We start from the raw sequence: 26,796 nt of genomic DNA on the forward strand, positions 1-26,796 counted from the left end.
ACTCTATAGGAGGTTTTTATGACTAGTTCATTAACACAAAAAATACATAATAAATTAATCAATTCTTTGTTGAGTGAAGACTTTATTGATGAATTTTCATTTAGTAAAAAACAAATAAGTGAATATATTTTAGATACCTCTTTTACAAATAAAATAAATGAAATGGTAGAAAAAAAAGACTTTAGCTGCAAGGCGGTTTTTTCTCTATGTAAACAATTATTGGAGCAAATTAGTAGCTCTTATCTTCCGGAAAATTGGATATACTATGCCTATCAATATACTCTAGACAAATCATTCCCCAATGCAGTTGATATAATTACTGAGCCAAAGTATAATTCTGCCATAATCTTTTATCTAAAAACACTTAGGATAATATCTGAGTTTGAAAAAACGGTAAATACTAATTCATGCCAAAGCAAATATCCTTTAAGCTTCCTTAATTCAGAGGACGAAAAAAGCTCTGCAAGTATAGCTGAGTATAGGAAATTCAAAAAAGTATTTAATAACAGTTATGTCTATGAAATGATGAAGCTGCATCAAGAGGTGACTAATCACAATACTCTTGATCACATTTGTGGAGTTCACTATTTAGCATTATTCATCGCAAGACAACTCCATAACTATGGCCTTCCAATTGACCTTGGAAAGGTTTCTGGTGCAGCAGCAGGTCATGACATAGGTAAATATGGGTGCAGCAGGTGTGAATATGAAAAAGTCCCTTATTTACATTATTACTATACTGATCAGTGGTTCAAGAAACATGATATACCTTATATTGGTCATATTGCTACCTATCATTCTACATGGGATTTGGAACTTGAAAATCTACCTATAGAATCTCTAGTCTTAATATATTGTGACTTTAGAATTAAAAACAAAGAATTAAGCAATGGAAGTAAAGCTATGTACATTTTTTCATTAAAGGAATCCTTTGAAATCATATTAAATAAGCTAGATAATGTTGATTCAAAAAAGGAAAGAAGATATAAACGAGTATATTCTAAACTTAAGGATTTCGAAGACTATATGATGGATATTGGCATAAATGTTAACTTAGATAGTGCTGCTGTAAGTACTAAGGAGAAGAAAAATGTTTCTCTAATGCAAGGACAGGAAATAGTAGAAAATATTAAGTACAAAGCCATTGAGCATAACATTCATGTCATGAATATCTTTAGAAATGAATCGTCTTTAAATACTATTCTTGAAATTACTGCAAGCGAAAGTGATTGGAAGAACCTTCGGGGATATATAAATATTTTTGAAGAATATTCAACCTTCTTGACTCAAAAACAAAAGCTTATAACTTTAAATTTTCTTTATGATTTTTTAACTCATAAAGAAGAGGATGTTAGAAAACAATGTGCGCAGTTAATAGGTAACTTTATATCTGTATTTGATGAAGTCTACAGAAAGGAGGTTCCTGATGATGTAATTATAGATTTACCAGATATAACTAGTTATGATATACTTGATAAATTTATTGATTTGTTTTTATTTCCAGGCCATAAAATAATTGAAGCTCACAGGAAATGGATAGGATTTAGTTTGGGAGATATGATAGCTTCATTATTCAAGCATTGTAATAAGGGCCAAGGAAAAGAATATGTAGATGTTCTTTTTGGATATTATGAAATTGCACATACTTTTGATGAAGATGCTGTTTTTTATTTAATGCAAACTGTAAAGCATATACCTTTTATCGAGTACGATAATTTACAGATTGATAAAGTGTTAAACTTCAATCAAAAAATGTCTGATAGCCATAATATAAATATTAAGCTTTCTGCCCTTGAGAACATTTATTACTTATCTTCTCAAATAGATAAAAAAGATAATTGTTTTAATAAAGTTATTTCTAAGTTATCAGAGAATGTTAATTATTCAATAGTCCCTGCAGTTAATTATCTAAAATATAAAATATCTGAAAATCTAGACTTCGATGAAGATACAAGAAAACTTTTTAAGGGGTTCTTCATTGCTGATTATGAAAAAACATCTGATGTATTTCTCAAAAATTTAAAAACTGCAACAAACTGGATAGTCAAGAAAATATCTGTGGATTTTCTTCTTGAACTAGGGTTAGAATCTCCAAGAAAAAATGGTCTACACACTGCAATGCATTATTGCAATTTAATTAAAGTAAGTGCTACTGAAAATGTTAGAACCCATGCAGGTAAAGCACTGTTAAAACTATTTCCAGAGCTTACTCTTGATGAAAGAAACGATGTAAGTGTAGAACTTTTACGTGCCCTTGAAATGCAAGGCTTTCAATTTACTAAGTATATACCACCATATTTAGGAAAACTGTTGCTCTATTTACATCCTGTAGAGCTAGATGAAATAATAGACGATTTTATTGAAAAAATCAAACAATCTAGCCCACAGATTACTTTTCTTTTACTAAGAACCATAGGAAATACTATAGCAAATTATCCTCATTATAAAGAAAGATTTAATGAAAGTACAGAAAAGCTTTCTCAGAGACTAAAGAAAATGCTAGGAATACTATTGAACGGACTTGTAAACTATGACTACCAGATTAGCCATGAAGCCTTTAGGGTAATAGGTAAAGAAATACTTGGAGCACCTGAACTTCCGTTAAAGGAAAAAGGAGAAATATTTGAGCTGATTTTTAAAAAGATTCTTACTTCACTGGTCAAAATCGACAAAGATGAGCTTTCTATTTTAAATAATGCAGCTGCCTTAAATCATATTTATAGGTTTATTTCAGACTATATTTTCTTTTATGGTGAAATTAGTGTTAAACAAAACCCTAACATTGCTTTTTTCCCAGGTACATTTGATCCTTTTTCTCTAGGACATAAGGAGATTGCAAAAGCAATAAGGAATTTGGGCTTTGAAGTGTATCTAGCAGTTGATGAATTTTCTTGGTCAAAAAGAACTCAGCCAAATTTATTAAGACGTGAAATCATTAATATGTCTATAGCAGATGAACTTGGAATATATTTGTTCCCTGAGGATATTCAAATCAATATTGCAAATAATAATGACTTAAAAACTCTAAGAGATTGCTTTCCTAACTTAAATGTATATATGGTTGTAGGAAGTGATGTAATTCTTAATGCTTCAAGTTATAAAAGCAAAAAAAATAAGGATTCGATTCACAGCTTCCCTCATATTATATTTGATAGAAGAAGCTTTGTATCAACGAAATATGATGATAAAAAGCTGGAAAATGCAATACAAAATATTGATGGGGAAATCATAAGACTTTCTCTTACTCCTCAATATGAAGATATAAGCTCAACACAAATTAGAACCTATATTGATGAAAATAGAGATATCTCTCAGCTAATAGACCCTTTGGCTCAGAAATATATTTATGAATATGGGGTATACAAAAGAGAACCTCAATATAAAACATTATTTCAAATTACTTCCATAAATATTGAAATAATTGAACACATTGATGATTCCTTAATCTCTAAGCTATGTCAATTATTTTTTAATAATGATGAGAATGCTTATAAAAAATTGTCCAGCTTAAAATCAAAAGTTAGTCCTCGGATTATATTAATTAAAGATAGTGGAAATGAAGGAAAAATACTTGGTTTTTCCATGTTCCATTGGATTAGAGCAGGTATGTTCTACTATGAATTTGAAAACCATGAAATTTCTGAATTTATTAGGCAGGATGCTGTAGGAAGAACTCTATTAATAGATGGAATATATATTGATCATTCTTTAAAGTTTAATAACTTAAATCAAATTTTGCTAACTGAAACACTTTCATTTTGTTTAGCAAAAGACTATACTTATGCGATTTTTAAAAACTCTATAGATAATTATTTTTCATCAGATATTTATGAAACCCTTAAACTTCAAGGCTTTCAGCCTTTACCTTTTGTAGATGAAAAAAGACCTATCTATAAAGTAAATATGACTAACCCTTGTACTTTAAACCTTGATGTTGAAACAGTTATTAAAGAGCCCTTTAGGAGTAATCCTAATGTAATTAATTCAATAAGTAAGGCAAGAAAAAGACTTCAGTTAGCTCTAACTGAGTTGTATCCAGGAAATTTATTATTGTCATTTGATATAGAGGTTTTACATAAAAAATTAGTATATAAAATATGTGAAACTAATGTAGTACCTGTTGAGGTAATGGAGCCTAAGACTCTAGGAAGATTTATGTGTGTTCCTTTTGGTTCTATTCTTAAAGGCTCTATTGTGCCAAATACCGTTACTAAATCAATTCATACAGAAAAAAGATTTACACCAGATTTGAAAAGCTCAACTATTGGGCCATCTCAATACTATATGAGCCTAAAAAACCAAATTAAATTATTGCGCTCTTTTAATAGGCCAACAATTTTAGTTGATGATTTACTTAACAAGAGTTATAGAATGAAAGCTATTAGTCCTCTTCTAAAAGAAGAAGGTATAGATGTAGAAAAAGTAATAGTAGGAGTACTCTCAGGGAGAGGAAAGGAGCTAATGGACATACAAGGAACTCAAGTTGACTCTGCTTATTTTATTCCTAACTTAAGAGTATGGTTCAACGAAAATCTACTTTATCCATTTATAGGGGGAGATACAGTATGGACAGGTGAATATCCTAAAAGATACATGGTTCCATCCATTAATTTATTAATGCCTTATATGTTCCCTACTTTTATAAAAAATACATCTGGAGATGCAATTATTAATTTATCAGAAACATGTATATTGAATTCTATAGATATACTACGAGCTATTGAAAGGGAATATCAGTTAGTGAATGAGAGAAATTTTACTCTAAAGCATTTAGGTGAAGTATTCACATATCCTAGATGTCCTGAACTAGGTAAAAATATAGAATATGATTTGAATCTTAAGCCTTCGGAATATCTTAAGAATGATATTGAAAGACTGAATAGAATAAGAGATATAGCGAGGTAATGAATAGCTGATTATATTAAGGAGGGTCTGTATGTTTTTTTATAAAATACGAAATAAAGTTGCTTTTTCTTTTAATAAGTTTAGTGAGCTTAATGAAATCCCTGAAAGTAAAGCAATTAAAGAGGAGAATATTATATATTTTCTTACTTCTTTAATTCCAAAAGTTTCGAGGAGAAGCTTCTGTATTTCAGACCCTTCTCTATTATACTTAGAAAATGAAGATTTAAGACTGCTAATAAAGCCAGAGAAAAAAAACTATGAAATAAGCGACTGGATACTTGAAAAAATTGATTTTAGAAAAATTATGGCTATAAATACAACATATCATAATTGGGAAAATATATTAGAGTATACTCCGCCTGATAAATGGAGAATAAACCTAGTAGGACTCGGCGATGTAGGAGGAACTCTTTTGACAGGACTACGTCTTTTAGGAAGCAACTTTATATCTGAAATAGGAATATACTCAAGGTCAAAAGAATCTGTAATTAGATGGGAGCTTGAGGCAAATCAGATAATGAGTGCTTTTGGTAAAGAAGACTACCCTATAATCAAGGGTATTTCAGAAGAAAAACTGTTTGACTGTGATATGTTTGTATTTTGTGCTTCAAAAAGTGTACCTAAGGTTGGAGAAAACGTTGATGATGTTAGACTTTATCAGTTTGAGAGCAATTCCAAAATCATAAAGAAATATGCTATAATGGCAAGAAAAAACAATTTTAAAGGAATATTCGCTGTAGTGTCAGACCCTGTCGACTTATTATGTAAAGTAGCTTTAATCGAAAGCAATAAAAGTGACGAAGGAATCATGGATTATAGAGGACTTGCACCAGAACAAATAAGAGGTTATGGACTTGGTGTAATGAATGCAAGAGCTGCATACTATGCTTCTAAAAAACCTATGACAACATCTTATGTTGCTGAAGGAAGAGCCTTTGGTCCTCATGGTCAAGGATTGGTCATAGCTAACAGTATAGAAGATTATGATGAAGAGTTATCAGACTATTTAACAGAAAAAACACTTAAGGCAAACTTAGAAGTTAGAAAAGTCGGATATAAACCCTTTATAGCTCCTGCTCTATCTTCTGGTGCCCTTTCAATTATAGAAACTATAAAAGGTAATTGGCATTATAGTGCGACATTTATTGGTGGTATTTACATGGGAGCTAATAATAAGTTGACTCCTTCTGGAATAGAACTTGAACGTTTAAATCTTCCTGATTCTTTATTTAATAAATTAAAAGAAACCTTTGAAAGGTTGGAGAAAATGGTATGAGTGAACTCTATTTAATAATACCTGAAGAGCCCTCCTATACACTTAGTAAAATGATTGATACAGTAGCTGAAAATTGGAATACTGTAATAATTGAAAATGAACATAACATTCCTGATTTAAGAAACAAAAAAATAGTTTTTGCCGTAGAACTTAATGATGCTGGCATAAGCTTAGGATTAGATAAAATCCTAACAGAAATATTTAAAAGAGGAAAGCAATCATTGTATGGTTCTATAGGAAGTGTTCTAATACATAGCAATACAGAATTACATACTAAAACAGTAGCACAAGGCATTATTTTTTTAACTAATCAGCTTGGACTAAGTTTTCCTGGGAGACCTTTAGTCGAGGCAACAGGTTCATTAAGGAATTTCTTGACTATGCAAAAGGTATCTAAAAAGCCTTTAATAGATGTGTGTATTGAAAGCTGTAAAGAGCTTAGTACGAGATTAAAAGAGTACAAGGCTTCAATTCTTGAAAATCCAAACATATTAGTTCTTCATGCCAGTAATAGGACTACTTCCAATTCTCTAATGCTTTGGGATAAGGTCAAGAAGAATTTAAGCGACTATGCAATAAATGAGATAAATATAGAAAATGGTACAGTTAAGGATTGTATTGGATGTTCTTATAAGGTTTGTAAGCATTATGGACAGCAGACTAGCTGCTTTTATGGTGGAATTATGGTGGAAGAGGTATATCCAGCCATATTAGATTCAGATATTGTAATCTGGATTTGTCCTAACTACAATGACGCTATATCTGCAAATCTTTCTGCTGTAATCAACAGATTAACAGCCCTTTTTAGAAAAACTAAGTTTTACGACAAAAGCTTTTTTAGCATTATTGTATCAGGAAACTCAGGCAGTGACTCAGTTGCTAAGCAGCTAATCAGTGCTTTAAACATAAATAAAACCTTTAGGCTTCCTCCTTATTTTTCTCTGATGGCTACTGCTAATGATAAGGGTACTATTATGGAGTTACCAAATATTGGAGATGAAGCTAAAGAATTTGCTATGAATATTATAAGAAATTTCAAATATAAAAACGGCTAAAATAGCCGTTTTTATAATGCATTATCATCAAGTTCTTCTCTTAAGCACATAAGTGCTTCCATAAACGCAGGAAAACCTGCTGTTGGTGCTACTAGCATAAGTGCATGTTCAATTTCATCTCTTGTACATCCGCATTTTAATGCTTTTCTAATATGAGTTCTTACTGAATAATGGTGCTTACATGCTGCAGAGATTGCAGCTTTAATTAGCCAGCGAGTTTTTTCGTCAAGGGGTCCTCCATCATTATGTACCTTTTGCCCAAAATTTTCATATGCTTCATAAATGTCTCCATATTTGTCTAAAAAATATTTAAAGTTCTTTTCTATTTTATCCATATGCTCTCCCCCAATATTATATTTTGTATTTATTGTTACCCAAATAACAAAACATTAACCAAGTAATGTTAAATAAACTACAAAATATTAAAGCATATCTTCTAACTCTTTGCTAAACTGTCTTAAATCAGATACATCTCCATGTTCTTGTAGAACTAGAAATCTTTCTTGAATGCCTTCTATTTCTTTGATTTTTCCAGTAAAATATAGATTTTGAATCTTCCTCAATATATCCACAATTAGAGAAGACTTAAGCTGGAAAATCTCTTGAGCATCTGTAATCTCATCCTTAATTGCAGACATTTCTTTGTCAAGTAAAAATGCTGCCTCAGCTGCATTTTTAAGACGCTGTTTTATATCTTCAGGTATTTTTTTGGCAAATTTATAGTTTAAAGAATGTTCAATAGTAGCCCAAAAGTTCATCGCTAATGTTCTTATCTGTATCTCTGCTAATATTTCTTTTTCACCAAATACAGTATGAATCTTATATTTTATTATAATATGATAACTTCTATACCCACTTTCTTTAATATTAGTTATGTAATCTCTTTCTTCAACGATTTTCAAATCTTTTCCATCTCTACTTCTTATAAGCTCAACGACTTTTTCAATATCATCTACAAGCTGACACATAATACGTATTCCTGCAATATCTTCTATCTCTTCTTCTATTCTTTCCAAGGGTACATTTCTTCGCCTAGCTTTATCTAAAATACTAGATACGGCCTTTACTCTACCAGTAACAAATTCTATAGGAGAGTACTCATCAAGTCTCCTATATTCATTTCTTATTCCTTTAAATTTAACTTTAAGCTCTTCTACAGCTTGTTCATATGGTATTAAAATTTTTTCCCAATAAAAAATCATATAATCCCCCCTGCCTTATTATTCGCACTGTAAAAAGCATATTACTAGTTATATTAATCATGGTAATAATTTCTTATTAAAAATTCATGGTAATAGGATTTACTTCATCCTAAAAATATTATACTACTTATTAAATAAATAAATCAACAAGCCTAATAATACTCTATCAAAATTCTTATGTAATTTTTAACAAATTGTTTATTTATAAATTTTTAGGATGAAACCTGTCGATAAAAATGATAAACTTATATTATTATGCTATAATTAATAAGATTAAAAAATATTGTCTAGGATATTCAAAGGAGTGAATATTATGAAATATGATTTTGATAAAGTACTTAATCGTTGGAATACTAGATCTGAAAAATGGGATGGAATGTTAGAGCATTTTGGAACTAACGACTTAATACCAATGTGGGAAGCAGATATGGAATTTGAAGTAGCTCCTGCGTTAAGTAAGGCAATGATAGAAAGAGCTCAACAAGCTATATACGGTTATACAATAGCAACTGATTCTTTTTATGAATCAGTAGTAAACTGGCAAAAAAGAAGAAACAATTGGTTAATCGAAAAAGATTGGATTAGAACTTCAAATGGAGCAATGCCTTCTATAGTAGCTGCAATATATGCTTTCACAAAACCAGGTGACAAAGTAATAGTTCAAGATCCTGTATTCTACAAATTCGAAGAATTAGCTGTTTTTAATGGCAGGCATGTTGTCAAAGATTCATTAATTTATGAAGATGGAAAATATAGTATTGACTTTGATAGCCTAGAAAAACTAATAGACCCAAGAGTAAAAATGCTAGTACTATGCAATCCTCAAAATCCTATAGGCAGAGTGTTTACAAAGGATGAATTGTTGAAAATTGGAGAAATATGCCTAAAGAATGATATTATTATACTTGCTGATGAAATATACTCTGATGTAATTTTTTCTGAAAGTAAGCATATTCCTATATCAAGTCTCTCAGAAGAACTAGCAATGAATACTGTCACAGTTTTTGGTCCTGGAAAAGGATTCAATATTACTGGACTAAAAGCCACTTTAACAGTAATATCTAATCCAAAATTAAGAGCAGAATATGATTTAGTTGCAGAGGCTTTAGAGACAAAATTAAAAAATATCTTTGCAGTAATAGCTATAGAAGAAGCCTACAATAATTGTGAGGATTGGCTAAATGAAGCAGTAAAATATATAGAACAAAATAGAGATTTTATGATGGACTATATAGAAAATAATATACCTGGTGTCAAAATGGTAAAACCAGAAGGTACTTATGTTGGATGGCTAGATTTTAGAAGTCTTGGCCTTACCGATAAAGAACTAGAACATCTTGCTCTTGAAAAAATGAAAATCGGATTTAAATATGGATATGCATTTGGAAAATGTGGACAAGGTTTCCAAAGACTTAACTTTGCATGTCCTAAATCTGAATTGCTTAAAGCGCTCCAAAGAATAGAAAATGCAGTAAAATCACTTTAAAGTCATAAAAAGCAGAGGTAAAGATTCTCCTCTGCTTTATAAATTTGTGTTAGATAGTTCTTATACTATTATAAAATGTCTTTTAGCCTATCTAAACTTAATATTACCTACTTCTAGTGAATCTACTATTACTAGAGATTTCAAGTTAATGCCTTGTTTTCTTAAAAGCTCTCCACCATCTTGGAAACCTTTTTCAATAACTATACCTATTCCTTCTAAAGTTGCTCCAGCTTTATTTATAATATCCATTAATCCTAAGGCAGCCTGCGCATTTGCTAAAAAGTCATCAATAATAAGGATGCGATCATCAGATGTAATATATTTTTTTGACACTTTTATTTTATATGTTCTGCCTTTAGTATAAGAGTAAACATCACTTTCATAAGTTGCTTTGTCAAGATTCTTAGTTGCTATTTTTTTAGCAAAAACTACTGGTACATTAAAATATTGAGCAGCTATACTTGCTATAGCTATACCCGATGTTTCAAGGGTGAGTATTTTTGTAATTTCCCTATCTTCAAAAAGTCTTTTAAACTCTTTTCCAACCTCATTTAAAAAGGCTACATCTAGCTGATGATTCAAAAAGCTATCGACCTTTAAAATATTACCCTCTTCTACACTACCTTCAGCTAATATTTTTTTCTTTAGCAAATCCATTTAGTTTACCTCCTATATTATATTTATAATTAATTTTTAAAATATTATTCCTTTTAAGTAAATAGGCATAATGCAATATTATTATTACAATCTTATCACAAATATTTTACATAGGAAAGCAATAAAAAAGTTAATAATTTGCACCAAATTTATACTTTTACATAAGATAGTATTACATATATTATTTTGTTATAGGAGGTAAGCACATGACAGAAAATAAAGGTTTACTTAGTGGTTTACTTGGCGGCGGCTCTGATGATAGTCTAATATTTTTCTTGCTACTAATAATTATAATATTCTTCTTATTCGGTGGCGGAGGATTCGGCAAGTACTAAAAGACACTTTTGAACTAAGGAAAGGACTTATAAGGTCCTTTCTTTAGTTAATTTTCTAATATTAACTTCTTCATCTATGATATCATTTTTGTGTATAATATAATTATAACCTACAATAAGATTGGTGGAGGGGTACATATGATTAATTTTGTAAAAATGCAAGGCACAGGAAATGACTTCATTATTTTAAATGGAATCGAAGAAGAATTAGGTAAATATAGTGACCTTGCAAAAAAAACTTGTGATAGACATTTTGGAATTGGCGCTGATGGAATGATAGTTGTAGAAAATTCAAGTATTGCAGATATAAAAATGGTATTCTTCAATGCTGATGGAACTGAAGCACCTATGTGTGGTAATGGAATAAGATGTTTTTCAAAATATGTTTATGATAATGGAATCATTCAAAAAACTACTTTCAAGGTAGAAACCTTAGCAGGGATAATGGAACCTAAACTAAATATTGAAGATGGCATTGTAAAAAGTGTTACGGTTAATATGGGAGCTCCAAAGCTATCAACAAAATCATTCCCAATAATTACTGATGAAGAGACATTTATTAATAAGGAAATCAAAGTGGAAGATGAAATATTCAATATTTCCACATTATCAGTAGGAACTATTCATTCTATAATTAAAGTAGATAATTTAGAGATAATAGACATCAAAAAAATTGGCCCGCTAATTGAAAACTATCGTGTTTTCTCTAAGAAAACTAATGTAAACTTTTGCGAGATAGTAGATAAAAACAATATAAAAATGCTCACTTGGGAAAGAGGCGTAGGACAGACTTTGGCTTGTGGTACAGGTGCTTGTGCTTCTGCATTTATTTGCTCAAAGCTATATAACACAAGTAAAAAAGTAAAGGTCCATGTATTAGGAGGAATTCTTGAGATAGAGCTAATTGAAGGTCTTATTTTTATGACAGGACCAGCAGAATTAATATGCAAGGGTGTTTTCTACTTAGACTAATGATTATTTACTAGGTTCTCAAGATGCTTCTATGAAAGTATAAATTATTTTTTTGTTAGGGGTGGTTTTTACTTGAAAAAGCTAAACGTGGCAGTTATAGGTGCTACAGGAATGGTAGGAAGAACAATTCTAAAAGTACTAGAAGAAAGAGCTTTTCCAATAAACAACTTATACCTTTTTGCTTCATCAAAATCTAAAAATACAAAAGTAATATTTAATAATACTGAATATCTAGTAGAAAAGTTAGATTATAGCTCTTTTAATAAAGATATAGACATTGCGCTTTTTTCAGCAGGTAGCGAAATAAGTAAACAATATGCTCCATTAGCTAAAGAGAAAGGCATAATTGTAATTGATAATAGTAGTGCTTGGAGAATGGAAGAAGATGTGCCTCTTATTGTCCCTGAGGTAAACCCTCAGGATATTAGATGGCATAAAGGAATTATTTCTAATCCCAACTGTTCTACAATACAAGTAGTAGTTCCTTTAAATCCTTTACATGAGACTTATAAAATTAAGAGACTAGTGTATTCAACATATCAAGCTGTTTCAGGCTCTGGGGTAGGTGGAATTATGGATTTGGAAAATGGGCTTAAAAACCTACCAAATAAAAAATATCCTTATCCTATTGCCTATAACTGTATTCCTCACATAGATACTTTTATGGATAATGGTTACACAAAGGAAGAATTTAAAATGATTGAGGAGACAAAGAAAATATTAAATGATAATGCGTTGAAAATAACAGCTACAACCGTTAGAATCCCAGTTAAAAACTGCCATAGTGTATCAATTAATATTGAATTTGAAAAAGCATTTGAAGTAAGCCACATATATAAGATTTTAAGCGAAAGCAAAGGAGTAATTATCCAAGACGATATTGACAATAATATATATCCTATGCCAATAAGTGCAAACGGAACAGATGATGTATATGTAGGCAGAATTAGAAGAGATTTTAGTATTGAAAATGGAGTAAATATGTGGGTTGTCTCTGATAATATTAGAAAAGGTGCTGCTACTAATGCAGTACAGATAGCAGAACTAGTGACTGAAACCCTCTAAATAGTATGAAACTACTAGCATAGAATAGAAACTAAAAAGGGCTGGCACGAAGACCAGCCCCTACCACAGAAACTATCCTATACAAGCAAAAACCAGCATTATAAGTCCAAATCCGGCATTGGCGTTTAAGACTATTCCATATCACTTCTAGTTAACTAGCATATGAATAGTGGGATTAGCTAAAACCTTCTTAGCAACTTTATATACATCTTCCGATTTAATATTATTAAGTGCCTCTAAATCCTCAGAGAATTCATCTATTTTTCTATCCATAAGCTTCTGATGGAGTACATAATTACATAATCCCTCTGAATCTTCAAGAATAGACGCAATCCCTGTCTTCATTACTTTTTTCATTAGAGTTATATTTTTATCGTCTATTTTTATATTCTTATTTGCTATATTTTCTATACAATAATCTATTGTTTTCTTAGCCTCAAATATATCATCTTCAGAAGCAGAACAATAAATATTTAAGGTTTTTATATAATCAGTTGCATCCATCTCTGAATATATATCATAGGATATTCCCTTATCCTCTCTTAGGGCTCTAAAAAGAATTGAATTAGCACTTTCCCCCAGCTTATGGTTTAGTATCTCTAATGCGAGTTCTTCGTCTCTTGTAAGGTTATAAAAGGTATAAAGATATACAATAGTATTCTGTTCTATTTCTTTTTTATGTGAAATCACTTCATCGTTAAGATTCTTTTCGACTATGACTTCATTCTTTTTCAAATCCTTCTTCTGCCAATCAATAAAATATGTCTTAGCCTTTTCATAAACTTCTTCATGGTCTAATGGTGATACTATGCTTATAACACTGTTGTTAGGGACATAGTACTTATTATAAAAAGATACTATTTCATCCCTAGTAAAGCTTTTAATAAGACTTTCTTTACCCAATATATCGTATTTTAATGGACTCTTTTCAAAACCTATGCTATTGACTTTATTGAAGCTAAAATGTTCCACATCATCATAGCTATTCCTAAATTCAGCTAGTATTACTCCCCTTTCTTTCTCTATTTCCTCAGAAGGAAAAGTGGAGTTTCTAATAATATCCGATAATATTTCCATAGATGGTTCAAGCTCATCATAAAGTGCAGTTATAGAAAATGCCGTAGCTGTATAGGTTGTATAAGCATTATATGAACCTGCTCTATCTTCTAAGTCTTGGTCTATTTCTATATTGGTCCTTAGTTTAGTACCTTTAAAAAGCATATGCTCAATAAAATGACACAATCCTTTTTCATTTTCTTCTTCATTTACAGCGCCTACATTTACTCCTAAATGAATAGAAAATAGCTCAGTATCTTTTTTTATAGAAACTATTTTTAAACCATTTTCTAAAATATATTCTTTCCAATCAAAAAAATGTTTTTCCATTACTAATACTCCTAGCATCTAAAATAAATCATTATAAGTGTTCGATTTTAATCACTACCTATGATATTATAATTGATTTCAAACAAAAATAATAGACTTTAAGTTTATTATTTTTTCATCTTATGCAGATATCTTCGATATTAAATAAACCCTACTTTAAAGTAGGGTTTATTTAATATTATCTAATTGTCTTCTATTTTCTTTTGGAAATGCTGATAGTCTTTTAAAGTATTCCATTCTCCACCCCACACCCAGCCTCTATTCTTAAAGGCATTATAGCATACATCTCCTTTAGTTATCATGCCTTTTCGTACATTGTTTCTATCTAGATAAAAACTACCTTCCTCTGGCAGTACGATATCTCCTTTTATATAAGGATTTTGAATTGGATTTATATCTATGGCAACTCCATAGCTATGCTCTGAGAACACTCCTTTTTTTCCAGTCACTTCTCTTGAGCAAAATGCAGATGTATTGTTGTCTGCCATTGACAGATCATCATTTGCATCATACTCATCAATAAGCACAATCTTTTCTATAGAAAATCTAGCTTCATAAAGCTCTTTAAATATTTCTAAAACCTCTAATGCTAGCTTTTCATGTACTATCATTTCACCTACATGCTCAGCATTATCAAATCCCCAATAAGTAACATTTATATATGCAAGATCCTCAAGCTTCACAGGTGAATCTTCTTTCCAAGATACCCTAATCATTTTTTCTTTAATCTCATCTGATATATTGCTATATTTAAAAACAGGTGAAGTATCTTCATTATATAGCTTATCTTCATATTTTTCATTAGGGCCTCCTAAAACCATTACCCTTTTACCTGACAATGAAAGTTCCGTAGCTAGATTTTTATCATTATGATTTTTAGCTATATTTATTATCAAAGCAATTAATATGACTAGTACTATCGATGTAGAAATTTTAATTATATTAACAAACTTTCTGTTTCCAGTCATGTTATTCGCTCCTTAATATTAGTAATTCAACATAATTAAAGCTTATTTACGATTAGATTACCTGATTCATATTTTTTTAAACCTTTATAGAAAAACCAAAATGCAAATATTATCCAAGCTACTGATACGGCTAAAAGTATGATAAACCATCTCCATGAAAAATATTGCAGTAATCTAACTGGAATTAAAGTAATAAAAGCTGCTGGAACAATTGTATATATAATATATTTTGCAAAACCTTTATATATTCCCTCTGGATATATACTAAAAGATATCATAAACTCTAGTACGAGTCCACTAATACCTTGAGAATTACCCATATAGAAGGCTAAAGAGTTTGCAAATATTAAAACACTAGAAAAAAGTAAGGCAGCATTAACACTAAAAAGCAAGAATAGTATAAAGTCTGCTATATGAACACCATTAACTCCAACAAACAAAATAATACCATATATTATGTCTCCCCAAGCTGAAATAACAGTACTTGATGAAATAATATTTATAAGAACATCCTTTGGCTGCAATAAATAAGGGTCCAGTTCACCATTAACTATCATTTGTGTAATTCGTCTTGCATTACCAAATATTACAAAACTAATGCCATAAGATACTGAAGATATGGCCCATAGCATCATGACATCCTTAAAACCATAACCTCCTATGCTTTCTATATTCCCAAATAACACCCACCAGAAAAATATGAATGAAGCATTATTCAAAATCATTCCAAATGTTTGAATAAGAAAGCTGGTTCTATATTCCATTGATGCAGAAAGATTAAAGCGAAAATACATAGCTATTAATTTTAAATTTTTCTTAACCTCCATTAACATTTAGTGCTCTAACCCCCTTCCTGTAAATGAATGTAGAAAGTCCAATAAAGATTAGTAAATATCCAAGCTGAAAAGCTAAGACACTTGCAAAATTAGAAAGAGAAAAATCAACAACTAGTCTTGCAGGTCCGTAGGTTATATAGGCAAAGGGAAGCCTTCTAGCTAACCTTTCTATCCATTCTGGAAACATTTCTATAGGAATTAGCATACCGCCTAGTGTAAATACAAGCTTGCTATAAATCCAATAAAATGCACTATTTTCTTCCACCCAAAATGAAGTTAGAGATAAACATATGTGAATGAAAAAGTTAATACATATTCCAAGTAATATACTTAAAACAACAAAAGGCAATTGAGTAAGTTTAAATTCTATTAATGGTCCAACATAGAGAACACCTATTATTAATCCAATAGTAGCATTTGTAATTAACTTTACACCAATCTCACCTAAAGAATTGGAAAAGCAATAAAATACATAACTATAAGGTTTGTTTAGCATGTAAGCTATGTTTCCATTCTTTACATCTACAGAAACTTCATTAAATACGTCTGAACGAGATAGTGTAATGATTTCTGTAACTATTAGATACCATATCATTTGTCTTAAACTAAGACCAGCAATTACATCTCCTTTTTGACCATATATATTTTGCCAAAGCATCAACATGATATAAATTATAAATACTAAGAAGAAATTCCTAACTATAAAGTTTTCAACGTATACAAGATTATTTGATAAGCTTATTCTACTTACAAATAGATATTTATATAGTTTTTTCAATAGCATCACCGCCTAAATTCTTCTGCAAATATATATAAGAAATAATTTCTTCTAAAGGAGGTTCAGATATAGTGATGTCAGCAACTTTTCCTGCTTTCATTAAATAAGCAATTACTGTATCTATGTCATGAATGGAACTATCTACCTTTACTTTTGCAGCATATCCTTTATGTTTTACTATTTCTATTTGTTCATCAAGTAATTCCACAGGTTCATTGTACTTTATATCAATAATCTTCTGATTCATATAATTATACTTTAAGTTTTTAACAGACTCATTTAACACTATTTCTCCATGATTCACTATTATTACTCTTTTACAAACTCGCTCTATGTCTCCAGCATCATGAGAAGTCAAAAATATAGTAGTTTTGTTTTCTTTATTTAATCTTATGATTAATTCCCGTATTTTCTGCTTAACTACAACATCTAATCCAATAGTTGGTTCATCTAAAAATATCACTTCTGGATTATGCAACAAAGATGCTGCAATTTCACACCTAATCCTCTGCCCCAATGATAATTTCCGTACTGGAATTTCTAACAGTTCTTCTATCTCAAATAGCTCGGTTAAATACATAATACGTTGCTTAAGAGATGAATCTGACATTTCATATATCTTTCCTAAAAGATGAAAGCTATCTATTGGAGGAAGGTGAAACCATAGCTGAGATTTTTGTCCAAATACTGTTCCTATTTTGTAGGATAGCATCCTTCTTTGAGCTAATGGATTAAGCCCAAGAACACTAATCTCACCTGAAGAAGGATTCAAGATACCTGTAAGCATTTTAATAGTTGTAGATTTGCCTGCTCCATTAGGACCAATAAAAGCTAGTATTTCACCTTTATCAACATTAAAGGAAATATTGTTAACTGCACTAACCTCTTTATATTCAGGTCTAAATACTGCCTTTACGCTTCCTCGTAACCCTGCTTTCTTAATTTTTACTTGAAATGTTTTTTGTAAATCTCTTACTTGTATAATGCTCATATAGAGGCACCTCCTTTATTTATATAAAAAGCCCGGAAGAAGAGTCTAATGAGACTCGTCCTCCGGGCTTTTCTCCCAGAAGTGTAGATAATATCTTTGTATCGCTTGGACCAGACACTTTAAAAGATAGTCGGAACCCTAGATACACTCTCAAGTATTACCATATAATCTACCATTTATTTCAGATAATGTCAAGTGTGAATTTGAAACAAATTACTTTATACACATTAAAATCTTTACTTTATTTTCCTAGGTAATTTGTTCCTTTTGCTGCTTGTTGGTTGACATAATAATTGTAGGCTTATATAATAATTACTATGCAAAAACACAAACTTGCTGAATCCTAGATTTTCTAGGTACGGAGGAACCAATCAAGGGGTTAATCCATGGATACCATGGTAGGGAGCCTTCTGTCCCGAACCCGTCAGCTAACTTCGGAAGCAAAAAGGAAGGGGTGTTTTCTATTATGAAAATACATCAAAAAAGGATTGTTGCATCAGTCCTATTACTATTATTAATCTTACTGAACATAACAAGCGTCTTTGCTGCTGGAAATGACTCCTATGTAGTATTAAAGTTTAGAAGTAGGGGTCCTGAAGTATCTAAATTACAACAGGCTCTAAATAACAAAGGCTTTTCAGCTGGATCTGTCGATGGTATTTTCGGGCCAAGAACTGAAAAAGCAGTAATTGCCTTTCAAAAGGCTAATAAGATAAGAATTGATGGAATAGCCGGTAAGCAAACTCAATCATTATTATATGGGGCACTAGCATCTGCATCAGTATCACGTGGGACAAGCGTAAGCAGAAATTCTAATACAACAGATTTGTATTGGCTTTCTAGAATAATCCAAGCTGAAGCTGGAGCTGAACCTTATAAAGGCAAAGTGGCAGTAGGAAATGTTATCTTAAATAGGGTTGCTTCAAATTCTTTCCCAAACACAATAAAGAATGTAATATTTGAATACTACAAAGGTATTCCTCAATTTAGTCCTGTAGCAGATGGAACTATCTATAATACTCCATCAGAAGAAAGCATACAAGCAGCAAAAGATGCTCTAAATGGCGTAAAGCCAGTAGGAAACTCAACTTATTTTTTCAATCCTGATAAAGCAGAAGGTAAATGGATTGTAAATAACAAAACATATGTAGCACGTATTGGTGAGCACGTGTTTTACAAATAACTAAGATTAATAATCTAAAATTTTAATGCATCATATAAAGCCTTGATTAGTTATGAAGATTAATCAAGGCTTTTCTGCAATATTCTAGACGTTCAAGTTGTAATAGTAATTTTATAGAGAATTAATTTTCTACTATAAAATACATACTTAGTTTTTATCAAAATATATATCCAACAATATAGGGCAATGATCACTACCCATTATGCTTGAATGTATTTGTGAATCCTTTAGTTTATCTTTTAGCCTTTCAGATACAATGAAATAGTCAATTCTCCAGCCTACATTCCTATCCCTAGCTTTTCCCATGTAAGACCACCAAGAATATGCATCTTCTTTGTCTGGATAAAAGTATCTAAAAGAATCTAAAAAACCGTTGTTAAGTAATACAGTCATCTTTTCCCTTTCTTCATCTGTAAAGCCAGCATTTTTTCTATTGCTACTAGGATTCTTTAAGTCTATCTCTTTATGAGCTACATTTAAATCTCCACATAAAATAACAGGCTTTACAGAATCAAGCTTCTTAAGATAATTCCTAAAATCATTCTCCCAAGTCATTCTATAATCTAGTCGTGCTAGCTCTCTTTTTGAATTTGGGGTATAAACATTAACTAAAAAGAATTCTTCAAATTCGAGGGTTATTACCCTCCCTTCTTGATCATGCTCCTCAATATCCAATCCGTATTTTACAGATATAGGTTTTTTCTTGGTAAACACTGCTGTACCAGAATAACCTTTTTTAACTGCATAATTCCAGTACTGATGATAACCTGTTAGATCTAAATCAATTTGTCCCTCTTGTAATTTAGTTTCCTGAACACAAAATATGTCAGCATCTACTTCATTAAAATATTCTAAAAATCCTTTACCTACACAAGCCCTAAGGCCGTTTACATTCCAAGAAACAAGCTTCATTTTATATCCTCCGTATTAATTATTTTGCTACTTTAATAGTAATTATTTTTTCCTAGCTATCATTTCTATTTCAACTTGTGCCCCTAGTGGAAGTGAAGCAACTCCTATTGTAGTTCTTGCAGGATATGGTGTTGAAAACTGCTTTTCATATACTTTGTTCATAGCTGAAAAATTGTCCATGTTAGTAAGAAAAACATTTACTTTTACTACGTCATCAGGCTTTAGTCTAACAGCTTCAAGTACATTAAACAAGTTTTTAAAACATTGCTCCGTTTGTTCTGTGATAGAGCCTTCTACAAGTTTACCTGTTCTTGAGTCTATTGGAGTCTGTCCTGAAAAATAGACTGTATCTCCAGATTCAACAGCATGTGAATATGGTCCAACCGCTACAGCGCCATTAGCATTATAAGCTTTTCTTGACATGCGATTTCCCCTTTCTTATTTAAAATAAAACAATCTCCTAATGTTTTAATTCTTTATTCAATAATTATTTCCTTTATTTTTTACACTATGTAAAATATACCCATATGCATAATTCATATATCAAATATATGATATCATTAAAAAACCTTGAATAAACTCTAAGTCTACTCAAGGCTTTGTTGTCAGTCTATATTCTCGCTACTCCGTCTTCAATAGCTGCTTTTTTAACTGCTTCCGCTACTGCTTTTGCAACTTCTTTGTTAAATGGACTAGGTATTATCATATCAACACTTAGCTCGTCTTCATTAACTATATTTGCAATGCCATAAGCTGCTTGGATTTTCATATTCTCAGTTATTCTACTTGCTCTTACATCCAATGCGCCTCTAAAAATTCCTGGAAATGCCAGTACGTTATTTATTTGATTAGCAAAATCAGATCTACCTGTTCCTACTATGAAAGCACCAGCTTCTTTTGCATCATCTGGCATAATTTCTGGCACAGGATTTGCCATCGCAAAAATCATAGACTTTTCATTCATTGTTTTAACCATTTCTTTAGTTAGACAGTTCGCTGATGATACTCCTATGAAAACATCCTTATTCTTTATTACATCCTTCAATTCACCTTTTTGTGAATTTTTATTCGTAATCTCGACCATTTCTTTTTTTATTGGGTTTAAATCTTGTCTATCTTTTGATATAGCACCTTTTCTATCACATAATATTACATCCTTAACACCAACGCTTAGTAATAGTTTTGCTATTGCAATACCTGCTGCTCCCGAACCATTTATTACAACATCTAGGTCCTTAAATTCTTTTCCTGCTAGCTTTAATCCATTAATAAGTCCAGAAAGTACTACTATTGCAGTTCCATGTTGGTCATCATGAAATACAGGTATATCTAGTTCTTCATCTAGTCTCTTTTCTATTTCAAAGCATTTTGGTGCTGCTATGTCTTCTAGATTTATTCCTCCAAATACAGGCTCTAGTAATTTTACAGTTCTAATTATTTCTTCTACATCTTTTGTATTTAAACATATAGGAAATGCATCTACATCTGCATATGTTTTAAAAAGTATTGATTTGCCTTCCATTACTGGAATAGCACCATAAGGACCAATATCTCCTAGTCCTAGTACTGCAGTACCATCACTTATTACAGCAACTAAATTGCCTTTAGCTGTGTATTCGTAGACTTTATCTTTACATTTTTCTATTTCTTTACAAGGTTGTGCTACTCCTGGCGTATAAGCGATTGATAAATCATCTTTTGTTTCTACCCTAACTTTACTTTGAATGCTAACCTTACCTTTGTTTTCTCTATGCATCTTTAATGATAGTTCATTATAATCCTTCATATTTATCTAGCCCCCTAATACTATTTTGTTTTATCATATAGATTGTTCCCATAAATATCTATACATACTATTATAGGAAGATTTTCAACCTTCAATTCTCTTATAGCTTCAGGACCTAAGTCGTCGTAAGCTATTACTTTGGCCTCCTTAACCGAGCTTGCTATTAAAGCTCCTGCACCACCAACTGCTGTGAAGTATACTGCTTCATTTTTTTTCATGCTATTTATTACTTCCTCACTTCTTAAACCTTTTCCAATCATGCCCGATAACCCTAATTCAAGTAGTGGTACAGTCATACTATCCATTCTATAGCTTGTTGTTGGTCCAGCAGAACCTATTACTCTTCCAGGCTTTGCTGGAGTTGGTCCTACATAATATAGTACAGAATTTTTAATATCAAATGGCAGCTCTTCACCTTTTTTTAGTTTTTCAATCATTCTTTTATGAGCAGCATCCCTTGCAGTATATATTGTTCCTGTTAATGATACAATATCTCCCGCTCTTAGTTCTCTTAACACATCCTTTGTTAGTGGAGTGTTTAGTGCTTTTACAGTCATTTTTTCACCCCTATTCTTAAATATAATCTATAGAACTATTGTACTATGCCTTGAGGAATGGCAATTTATATTTACAGCTACTGGTAATCCTGCAATATGCGTAGGGTAAGATTCAATATGCACATCTAATGCGGTAGTAACTCCTCCCAAACCTTGAGGCCCAATACCTAAAGAGTTAATCTTATCTAGTAGTTTCTCTTCTAATCTTGCTAAATGCTCTAATTCATTTCTAGAACCAATCGGTCTTATTAATGAATGCTTTGCCAAATTAGCTGCTTTATCCATTGTGCCACCTATTCCTACTCCCACTATTATTGGGGGACATGGGTTAGGACCAGCATCTTTTACTGCTTTTATTACAAAATCAAATACTCCTTCCTCTCCATCTGATGGTTTTAACATCTTAATTTGACTCATATTTTCACTACCAAATCCTTTAAACATAAGCTCAATTTTTACCTTATCTCCAGGCACAATATTATAATATATAACTGCTGGTGAATTATCTTTTGTGTTATTTCTTAAAAGAGGGTCTTCTACAACTGACTTTCTCAAGTATCCTTCTCTGTATCCATCTATGACACCCTTGTTTATTGCATCAGTTACACTACCATTTATAAAGTGAACCTCTTGTCCAACTTCTACAAAGGCTACTACCATTCCAGTATCTTGGCATAAAGCTATATCATTTTCTTTAGCCACTTCAGAATTTTTAATTATCATATCTAAAATCATATTCCCTACTGATGAACTTTCATTATCTTTAGCCTTTATTAAAGCTTCCTTTATGTCTTCTTCTATAAAAATATTTGAAGAAATACATTTCTCTGCTACTAGCTCTTGTATAATATTTACATCTACTTCTCGCATTACCTTCACCTCTTTTTGGTATTTGTGAATTAAGTGTTATTACGTTTCGTGTATGTAATTATCTCATACATGCAACTTCCCCCATATTCTTGATTCTATGGTTGATTGAAAAATCCTTCTTTATCGACAAAAAAGATTATATGTCTTTAAAAAATCCTTAAGTTAATATAACAACTTACACATTTTATAAGCTTTATGAACTAAAAGTAATTTATTAAATATTGTTTATTTTTCAACATTTGAAAGATGTTGGCATGAAATGAAGCTTTACACTCCACAATGAAAAAATCCTTCTATATGTCGTTGATTATTCTATGAAAAGAAGCTATAATGAATGCGGCAAGTATCATTTGTTAAAATAAATACATATGAAAGTATTTTTTTCAATATAAATCATCTATGAGGAGGCAATAATATGGATTTTACAGAAAGCTTTAATGGCTTTAGAGAAGAAAGTGACTCTATCGGTACAAAACAAGTTCCTATGGATGCATACTATGGTGTGCAAACCTTAAGAGCAGCAGAAAACTTTAGAATTACAGGCTCTACAATGCACGAAGAATTTATAAATAGCCTTGCTCTTGTAAAAAAAGCATCTGCTATTACAAATAGGGAGGCTGGTCTATTAAGCAAAAAAATTGAAAGCGCAATTATTCAAGCATGTGATGAAATAATTATCGGAAATCTACATGAGCAATTTATTATAGACCCTATTCAGGGTGGAGCAGGGACATCAGCAAATATGAATGTTAACGAAGTTGTTGCTAACAGAGCTAATGAGATTTTAGGAGGAGAAAAAGGAGCTTATAATTTTGTTCATCCAAATGACCATGTGAATATGGGTCAATCTACTAATGATGTTATTCCTACTGCAGGTAAAATAACAATTTTGAAACTACTTCCTAAAGTTACTAAGGAACTAGAAAGTTTATACAATGCTCTTATAGAGAAATCAATTGAATTTAATGATATAATAAAAATGGGTAGAACTCAAATGCAAGATGCAGTTCCTATTAGACTAGGGCAAGAATTTAAAGCTTATAGCTCAGTAGTAAAAAGAGATATTGCTAGAATTACAAAGGTACAAGAAGAACTAAAAGTTGTAAATATGGGTGGTACTGCAATAGGAACAGGTATAAATGCTGATGAATTATATTTTGATAGAATCGTTTCTAGTCTTAGCTTAGTTACAGGTATTGATTTGCGTCAAGCACAAGATTTAATAGATGCAACTCAAAACTTAGATTGCTTTGTATCAGTTTCTTCTGCTATTAAAACATGTGCTGTTAGCTTATCAAAAATGGCAAATGACTTAAGACTTATGTCTTCAGGCCCAAGAACTGGATTTGGAGAAATTAATCTTCCTCCAAAACAAAACGGTTCTTCAATAATGCCAGGAAAAGTTAACCCAGTAATACCAGAGGTTGTAAGCCAAGTAGCATTTAAAATCATAGGCAATGATGTTGCAATTACAATGGCTGCAGAAGCCGGACAATTAGAACTAAATGCTTTTGAACCACTAATTTTCTTTAATTTATTCCAGTCTATAGAAATGTTAGCTAACGGCATCAATACTTATACAGAAAATTGTATCAAAGATATTACTGCAAACGTGGAAAGATGTAAGGAATTAGTTGAAAATAGTATCGGTATTGTTACTGCTATTTGCCCTCATATAGGATATAAAAAAGCTGCAGAAATTGCAAAAATAGCTATGGCTACAGGTGAACCTATAAGAAATATTATACTTAACAAAGATATTTTGAACGAAGCAGAACTAAATGATGTGTTAGATCCAATTGGCATGACAGAACCAGGAATATCTGCTAAATATTTAATTAATTACAAAAAAATCGACCTATAATAATAGGCATACAGTGGTATTACATTAACAACAGTGTAAACCACTGTATGTTTTTTATGATTTTACTACGTTGAAATTGTAACTTATTAATAGCCAATTTTGAGGGAAATCAAGACCTAGTTTCCAATAACTAACTCCTCTAAGTCCTAGTTCTTTGATTAAGTCAAATTTAGCTTGAATAGACCTAGCATCCTCAAACCATACCTCATGCTTGTTTCCACTAGTATCAGTGTAATTAAAATGAGGGGCTTGAGCTGTATAATCATATTGAATTGGCACGTTATTGATTCGAGCAATATCAATGGCTTTTTGAGGGCTTACTGCTCTTGCATATTGCCCTCCAGGAATAAAAGGTAATGTCCAGTCATATCCATATAGATTTTGTCCTAACATTATTTTGCTTCCTGGCATCTCTGTCAAAGCATACTCTACTACATTTCGTACTGGACCAATTGGCGATACAGCCATTGGTGGACCTCCACTATATCCCCATTCATAAGTCATCAGAACTACAAAATCAGCAATTTCTCCATGTGCTTTGTAATCATGTGCCTCATACCAAGCACCTGCTTGCTCTGCACTAGTTTTTGGTGCAAGGGCTGTCGACATTAAAAAACCTTCTCCTGAAAGTCTTTCTTTTGCCTTCATTAAAAACCTGTTATAATCCTCTCTATTTTCTGGAGGTAAAAATTCCATATCAAAATGAATATCCCTAAATCCTGCTTCTTTAGCTGTTGCAATAATATTATCTAGTAAATTATTTTGCACTTCTTCATTAGTAAGAATAATCCTTCCTAACTCATCACTAAACTGCCCTTCTTCCAAGTTTGTTACCACCATCATCAATGTAGCTCTACTTTCTCTTGCAATTTGTGGAAAATTATTTAAAAGTGGTGTTTTTAAGGTTCCATCTCTTTGAACTTGATAACTAAAAGGAGCTAAATAAGTTAAAAAAGGGGCACTCTGCCTAGTAGACTGCTCTAAAATAGAACTCACTACTCTCCCAGTTGGTTCAACATAAGCATTAACCTCTGCACTTCTCTTTAATGGCGGTGGAATATAGAGCCGCTGTCCAATAACAAGGGGTTGATCTAATGAAATATTGTTCACTCTCGCAAGGGTTTGATATCTGATACCAAACCTGTTTGCTATACTATATATGCTATCTCCTGGTTGAACCCAGTAAAAGCTTCCTACAATTGGTATTACTAAAGCCTGCCCTACTACAAGCTGGTTAGGATTACTAATCTCATTTGAAGTAACAACTTCTTGAACAGTTGTACCATATGCCTGAGCTATACCATATATTGTTTGTCCTGCTTGTACCACATGAATCTGCATAAAATATTACTCCCTTCATACTGAAGTGTTTGTATTATTATATGTTTCAATTATTAGAATGTTGTTTCTACTAGTAGATATAATATAAGATTCAAAGAAATTTATCTTTATTATTATAAATATCTTAATCTTGTTTTGATATTAAGCATTTTATTTTACAGGTATATTGTTATAAGTAATGTCAACTAAATGTTTTTTTATAAAATATTAGTATTTACTTTTTATACAATTAAATATATACTTGATATTAGTACCTGGTGTTAGTATTTTGTTATAACCACAAAAATTAAAAGTATATTTTGAATTACTTTTAGAGTTATTGTAAATATTTGAAAATAAATTAGATAGTATTTTATGGTTAATGAAAGAGG

At 31.3% G+C, this 26,796-nt stretch carries 23 protein-coding genes and 1 riboswitch; of the genes, 9 read left to right on the top strand and 14 right to left on the bottom strand.

Annotated features, from left to right (window positions below; translation table 11 throughout):
* Positions 1-18 precede the first annotated feature (18 nt).
* The 3 genes from ABV008_RS06040 to ABV008_RS06050 are packed head-to-tail and all read left to right on the top strand — an operon-like array spanning position 19 to position 7,236.
* Entirely contained in the window at positions 19-4,905 is a 4,887-nt protein-coding gene (locus ABV008_RS06040) for a cytidyltransferase (RefSeq protein ID WP_352418916.1), read from the top strand.
* Between the two features lie 31 nt (positions 4,906-4,936).
* Positions 4,937-6,181, top strand: a complete 1,245-nt coding sequence (locus ABV008_RS06045) for a lactate/malate family dehydrogenase (RefSeq protein WP_352418917.1) — start codon at positions 4,937-4,939, stop codon at positions 6,179-6,181.
* Positions 6,178-7,236 carry a flavodoxin family protein gene (locus ABV008_RS06050; RefSeq protein WP_352418918.1) on the top strand — a complete coding sequence of 353 codons (1,059 nt, stop codon included), beginning with the start codon at positions 6,178-6,180 and terminating at the stop codon, positions 7,234-7,236. Before ABV008_RS06045 ends, ABV008_RS06050 begins: the two co-directional genes overlap by 4 nt.
* Positions 7,237-7,247: 11 nt before the next feature.
* Here ABV008_RS06050 and ABV008_RS06055 read toward each other — a convergent pair whose 3' ends face one another.
* Complete coding sequence (locus ABV008_RS06055) at positions 7,248-7,571, bottom strand: carboxymuconolactone decarboxylase family protein (RefSeq protein ID WP_352418919.1); 324 nt, start codon at positions 7,569-7,571, stop codon at positions 7,248-7,250.
* Between the two features lie 87 nt (positions 7,572-7,658).
* Positions 7,659-8,438, bottom strand: a complete 780-nt coding sequence (yjbM, locus tag ABV008_RS06060) for a GTP diphosphokinase (RefSeq protein WP_352418920.1) — start codon at positions 8,436-8,438, stop codon at positions 7,659-7,661.
* 313 nt (positions 8,439-8,751) lie between these two features.
* On the opposite strand from yjbM, the gene ABV008_RS06065 reads away from it, so the two are divergent.
* Complete coding sequence (locus ABV008_RS06065; RefSeq protein ID WP_352418921.1) at positions 8,752-9,924, top strand: MalY/PatB family protein; 1,173 nt, start codon at positions 8,752-8,754, stop codon at positions 9,922-9,924.
* An 87-nt stretch (positions 9,925-10,011) separates the two neighbouring features.
* Here ABV008_RS06065 and ABV008_RS06070 read toward each other — a convergent pair whose 3' ends face one another.
* Positions 10,012-10,581 carry a xanthine phosphoribosyltransferase gene (locus tag ABV008_RS06070; protein WP_352418922.1) on the bottom strand — a complete coding sequence of 190 codons (570 nt, stop codon included), beginning with the start codon at positions 10,579-10,581 and terminating at the stop codon, positions 10,012-10,014.
* A 206-nt stretch (positions 10,582-10,787) separates the two neighbouring features.
* On the opposite strand from ABV008_RS06070, the gene ABV008_RS06075 reads away from it, so the two are divergent.
* The 3 genes from ABV008_RS06075 to ABV008_RS06085 all read left to right on the top strand — a co-directional run bounded on the left by ABV008_RS06075 (position 10,788) and on the right by ABV008_RS06085 (position 12,953).
* Entirely contained in the window at positions 10,788-10,916 is a 129-nt protein-coding gene (locus tag ABV008_RS06075; protein WP_352418923.1) for a hypothetical protein, read from the top strand.
* Positions 10,917-11,054: 138 nt separating this feature from the next.
* A complete protein-coding gene (dapF, locus tag ABV008_RS06080; RefSeq protein WP_352418924.1) occupies positions 11,055-11,888 on the top strand; it encodes a diaminopimelate epimerase in 834 nt (277 codons plus the stop codon).
* Positions 11,889-11,960: 72 nt separating this feature from the next.
* Positions 11,961-12,953, top strand: coding sequence for an aspartate-semialdehyde dehydrogenase (locus ABV008_RS06085; protein ID WP_352418925.1), 993 nt, complete (start codon positions 11,961-11,963; stop codon positions 12,951-12,953).
* A gap of 147 nt (positions 12,954-13,100) precedes the next feature.
* Here the strand turns inward: ABV008_RS06085 and ABV008_RS06090 are convergent, their stop codons facing one another.
* The 5 genes from ABV008_RS06090 to ABV008_RS06110 all read right to left on the bottom strand — a co-directional run bounded on the left by ABV008_RS06090 (position 13,101) and on the right by ABV008_RS06110 (position 17,912).
* Complete coding sequence (locus tag ABV008_RS06090) at positions 13,101-14,339, bottom strand: M16 family metallopeptidase (RefSeq protein WP_352418926.1); 1,239 nt, start codon at positions 14,337-14,339, stop codon at positions 13,101-13,103.
* A 182-nt stretch (positions 14,340-14,521) separates the two neighbouring features.
* Positions 14,522-15,307: a M15 family metallopeptidase gene (locus ABV008_RS06095; RefSeq protein ID WP_352418927.1), complete on the bottom strand. Its 786-nt coding sequence runs from the start codon at positions 15,305-15,307 to the stop codon at positions 14,522-14,524.
* Positions 15,308-15,342: 35 nt separating this feature from the next.
* On the bottom strand, positions 15,343-16,134 hold the full coding sequence (locus ABV008_RS06100) for an ABC transporter permease (RefSeq protein ID WP_352418928.1): 792 nt from the start codon (positions 16,132-16,134) through the stop codon (positions 15,343-15,345).
* Positions 16,124-16,921 carry an ABC transporter permease gene (locus ABV008_RS06105; RefSeq protein ID WP_352418929.1) on the bottom strand — a complete coding sequence of 266 codons (798 nt, stop codon included), beginning with the start codon at positions 16,919-16,921 and terminating at the stop codon, positions 16,124-16,126. The genes ABV008_RS06100 and ABV008_RS06105 overlap by 11 nt, the downstream gene beginning before the upstream one ends.
* A complete protein-coding gene (locus tag ABV008_RS06110; protein WP_352418930.1) occupies positions 16,905-17,912 on the bottom strand; it encodes an ABC transporter ATP-binding protein in 1,008 nt (335 codons plus the stop codon). The genes ABV008_RS06105 and ABV008_RS06110 overlap by 17 nt, the downstream gene beginning before the upstream one ends.
* A 324-nt stretch (positions 17,913-18,236) precedes the next feature.
* Positions 18,237-18,370: riboswitch (cyclic di-AMP (ydaO/yuaA leader) on the top strand.
* 8 nt (positions 18,371-18,378) lie between these two features.
* Between ABV008_RS06110 and ABV008_RS06115 the strand changes: the two genes are divergently transcribed.
* Positions 18,379-19,095 carry a cell wall hydrolase gene (locus tag ABV008_RS06115; RefSeq protein WP_352418931.1) on the top strand — a complete coding sequence of 239 codons (717 nt, stop codon included), beginning with the start codon at positions 18,379-18,381 and terminating at the stop codon, positions 19,093-19,095.
* A gap of 147 nt (positions 19,096-19,242) precedes the next feature.
* Here the strand turns inward: ABV008_RS06115 and ABV008_RS06120 are convergent, their stop codons facing one another.
* The 5 genes from ABV008_RS06120 to ABV008_RS06140 all read right to left on the bottom strand — a co-directional run bounded on the left by ABV008_RS06120 (position 19,243) and on the right by ABV008_RS06140 (position 23,220).
* A complete protein-coding gene (locus tag ABV008_RS06120) occupies positions 19,243-20,007 on the bottom strand; it encodes an exodeoxyribonuclease III (RefSeq protein ID WP_352418932.1) in 765 nt (254 codons plus the stop codon).
* Positions 20,008-20,049: 42 nt separating this feature from the next.
* A complete protein-coding gene (locus ABV008_RS06125; protein ID WP_352418933.1) occupies positions 20,050-20,430 on the bottom strand; it encodes a RidA family protein in 381 nt (126 codons plus the stop codon).
* A gap of 187 nt (positions 20,431-20,617) precedes the next feature.
* Positions 20,618-21,793: an NAD(P)-dependent malic enzyme gene (locus ABV008_RS06130; RefSeq protein WP_352418934.1), complete on the bottom strand. Its 1,176-nt coding sequence runs from the start codon at positions 21,791-21,793 to the stop codon at positions 20,618-20,620.
* A 20-nt stretch (positions 21,794-21,813) separates the two neighbouring features.
* Positions 21,814-22,350, bottom strand: coding sequence for a Fe-S-containing hydro-lyase (locus ABV008_RS06135; protein ID WP_352418935.1), 537 nt, complete (start codon positions 22,348-22,350; stop codon positions 21,814-21,816).
* Between the two features lie 27 nt (positions 22,351-22,377).
* On the bottom strand, positions 22,378-23,220 hold the full coding sequence (locus ABV008_RS06140; protein WP_352418936.1) for a fumarate hydratase: 843 nt from the start codon (positions 23,218-23,220) through the stop codon (positions 22,378-22,380).
* A 415-nt stretch (positions 23,221-23,635) separates the two neighbouring features.
* Here ABV008_RS06140 and ABV008_RS06145 point away from each other — a divergent pair, with 415 nt between their 5' ends.
* Complete coding sequence (locus ABV008_RS06145) at positions 23,636-25,084, top strand: aspartate ammonia-lyase (protein WP_352418937.1); 1,449 nt, start codon at positions 23,636-23,638, stop codon at positions 25,082-25,084.
* A 54-nt stretch (positions 25,085-25,138) separates the two neighbouring features.
* Here ABV008_RS06145 and ABV008_RS06150 read toward each other — a convergent pair whose 3' ends face one another.
* Complete coding sequence (locus ABV008_RS06150) at positions 25,139-26,425, bottom strand: glycoside hydrolase family 18 protein (RefSeq protein ID WP_352418938.1); 1,287 nt, start codon at positions 26,423-26,425, stop codon at positions 25,139-25,141.
* Positions 26,426-26,796 lie beyond the last annotated feature (371 nt).

Source organism: Proteiniborus sp., from assembly GCF_040308045.1.
In the GTDB taxonomy this organism is placed as follows: Bacteria; Bacillota; Clostridia; order Tissierellales; family Proteiniboraceae; genus Proteiniborus.

What these genes read in the sequence shown, in the direction of transcription:
- ABV008_RS06125 (WP_352418933.1), bottom strand. Translation starts at nt 20,430, where the DNA reads ATGTCAAGAAAAGCTTATAATGCTAATGGCGCTGTAGCGGTTGGACCA.
- ABV008_RS06055 (WP_352418919.1), bottom strand. Translation starts at nt 7,571, where the DNA reads ATGGATAAAATAGAAAAGAACTTTAAATATTTTTTAGACAAATATGGA.
- ABV008_RS06150 (WP_352418938.1), bottom strand. Translation starts at nt 26,425, where the DNA reads ATGCAGATTCATGTGGTACAAGCAGGACAAACAATATATGGTATAGCT.
- ABV008_RS06065 (WP_352418921.1), top strand. Translation starts at nt 8,752, where the DNA reads ATGAAATATGATTTTGATAAAGTACTTAATCGTTGGAATACTAGATCT.
- ABV008_RS06130 (WP_352418934.1), bottom strand. Translation starts at nt 21,793, where the DNA reads ATGAAGGATTATAATGAACTATCATTAAAGATGCATAGAGAAAACAAA.
- ABV008_RS06115 (WP_352418931.1), top strand. Translation starts at nt 18,379, where the DNA reads ATGAAAATACATCAAAAAAGGATTGTTGCATCAGTCCTATTACTATTA.
- ABV008_RS06120 (WP_352418932.1), bottom strand. Translation starts at nt 20,007, where the DNA reads ATGAAGCTTGTTTCTTGGAATGTAAACGGCCTTAGGGCTTGTGTAGGT.
- ABV008_RS06070 (WP_352418922.1), bottom strand. Translation starts at nt 10,581, where the DNA reads ATGGATTTGCTAAAGAAAAAAATATTAGCTGAAGGTAGTGTAGAAGAG.
- ABV008_RS06140 (WP_352418936.1), bottom strand. Translation starts at nt 23,220, where the DNA reads ATGCGAGAAGTAGATGTAAATATTATACAAGAGCTAGTAGCAGAGAAA.
- ABV008_RS06100 (WP_352418928.1), bottom strand. Translation starts at nt 16,134, where the DNA reads ATGGAGGTTAAGAAAAATTTAAAATTAATAGCTATGTATTTTCGCTTT.
- ABV008_RS06145 (WP_352418937.1), top strand. Translation starts at nt 23,636, where the DNA reads ATGGATTTTACAGAAAGCTTTAATGGCTTTAGAGAAGAAAGTGACTCT.
- ABV008_RS06075 (WP_352418923.1), top strand. Translation starts at nt 10,788, where the DNA reads ATGACAGAAAATAAAGGTTTACTTAGTGGTTTACTTGGCGGCGGCTCT.
- ABV008_RS06090 (WP_352418926.1), bottom strand. Translation starts at nt 14,339, where the DNA reads ATGGAAAAACATTTTTTTGATTGGAAAGAATATATTTTAGAAAATGGT.
- ABV008_RS06050 (WP_352418918.1), top strand. Translation starts at nt 6,178, where the DNA reads ATGAGTGAACTCTATTTAATAATACCTGAAGAGCCCTCCTATACACTT.
- ABV008_RS06135 (WP_352418935.1), bottom strand. Translation starts at nt 22,350, where the DNA reads ATGACTGTAAAAGCACTAAACACTCCACTAACAAAGGATGTGTTAAGA.
- ABV008_RS06095 (WP_352418927.1), bottom strand. Translation starts at nt 15,307, where the DNA reads ATGACTGGAAACAGAAAGTTTGTTAATATAATTAAAATTTCTACATCG.
- ABV008_RS06040 (WP_352418916.1), top strand. Translation starts at nt 19, where the DNA reads ATGACTAGTTCATTAACACAAAAAATACATAATAAATTAATCAATTCT.
- yjbM (WP_352418920.1), bottom strand. Translation starts at nt 8,438, where the DNA reads ATGATTTTTTATTGGGAAAAAATTTTAATACCATATGAACAAGCTGTA.
- ABV008_RS06110 (WP_352418930.1), bottom strand. Translation starts at nt 17,912, where the DNA reads ATGAGCATTATACAAGTAAGAGATTTACAAAAAACATTTCAAGTAAAA.
- dapF (WP_352418924.1), top strand. Translation starts at nt 11,055, where the DNA reads ATGATTAATTTTGTAAAAATGCAAGGCACAGGAAATGACTTCATTATT.
- ABV008_RS06045 (WP_352418917.1), top strand. Translation starts at nt 4,937, where the DNA reads ATGTTTTTTTATAAAATACGAAATAAAGTTGCTTTTTCTTTTAATAAG.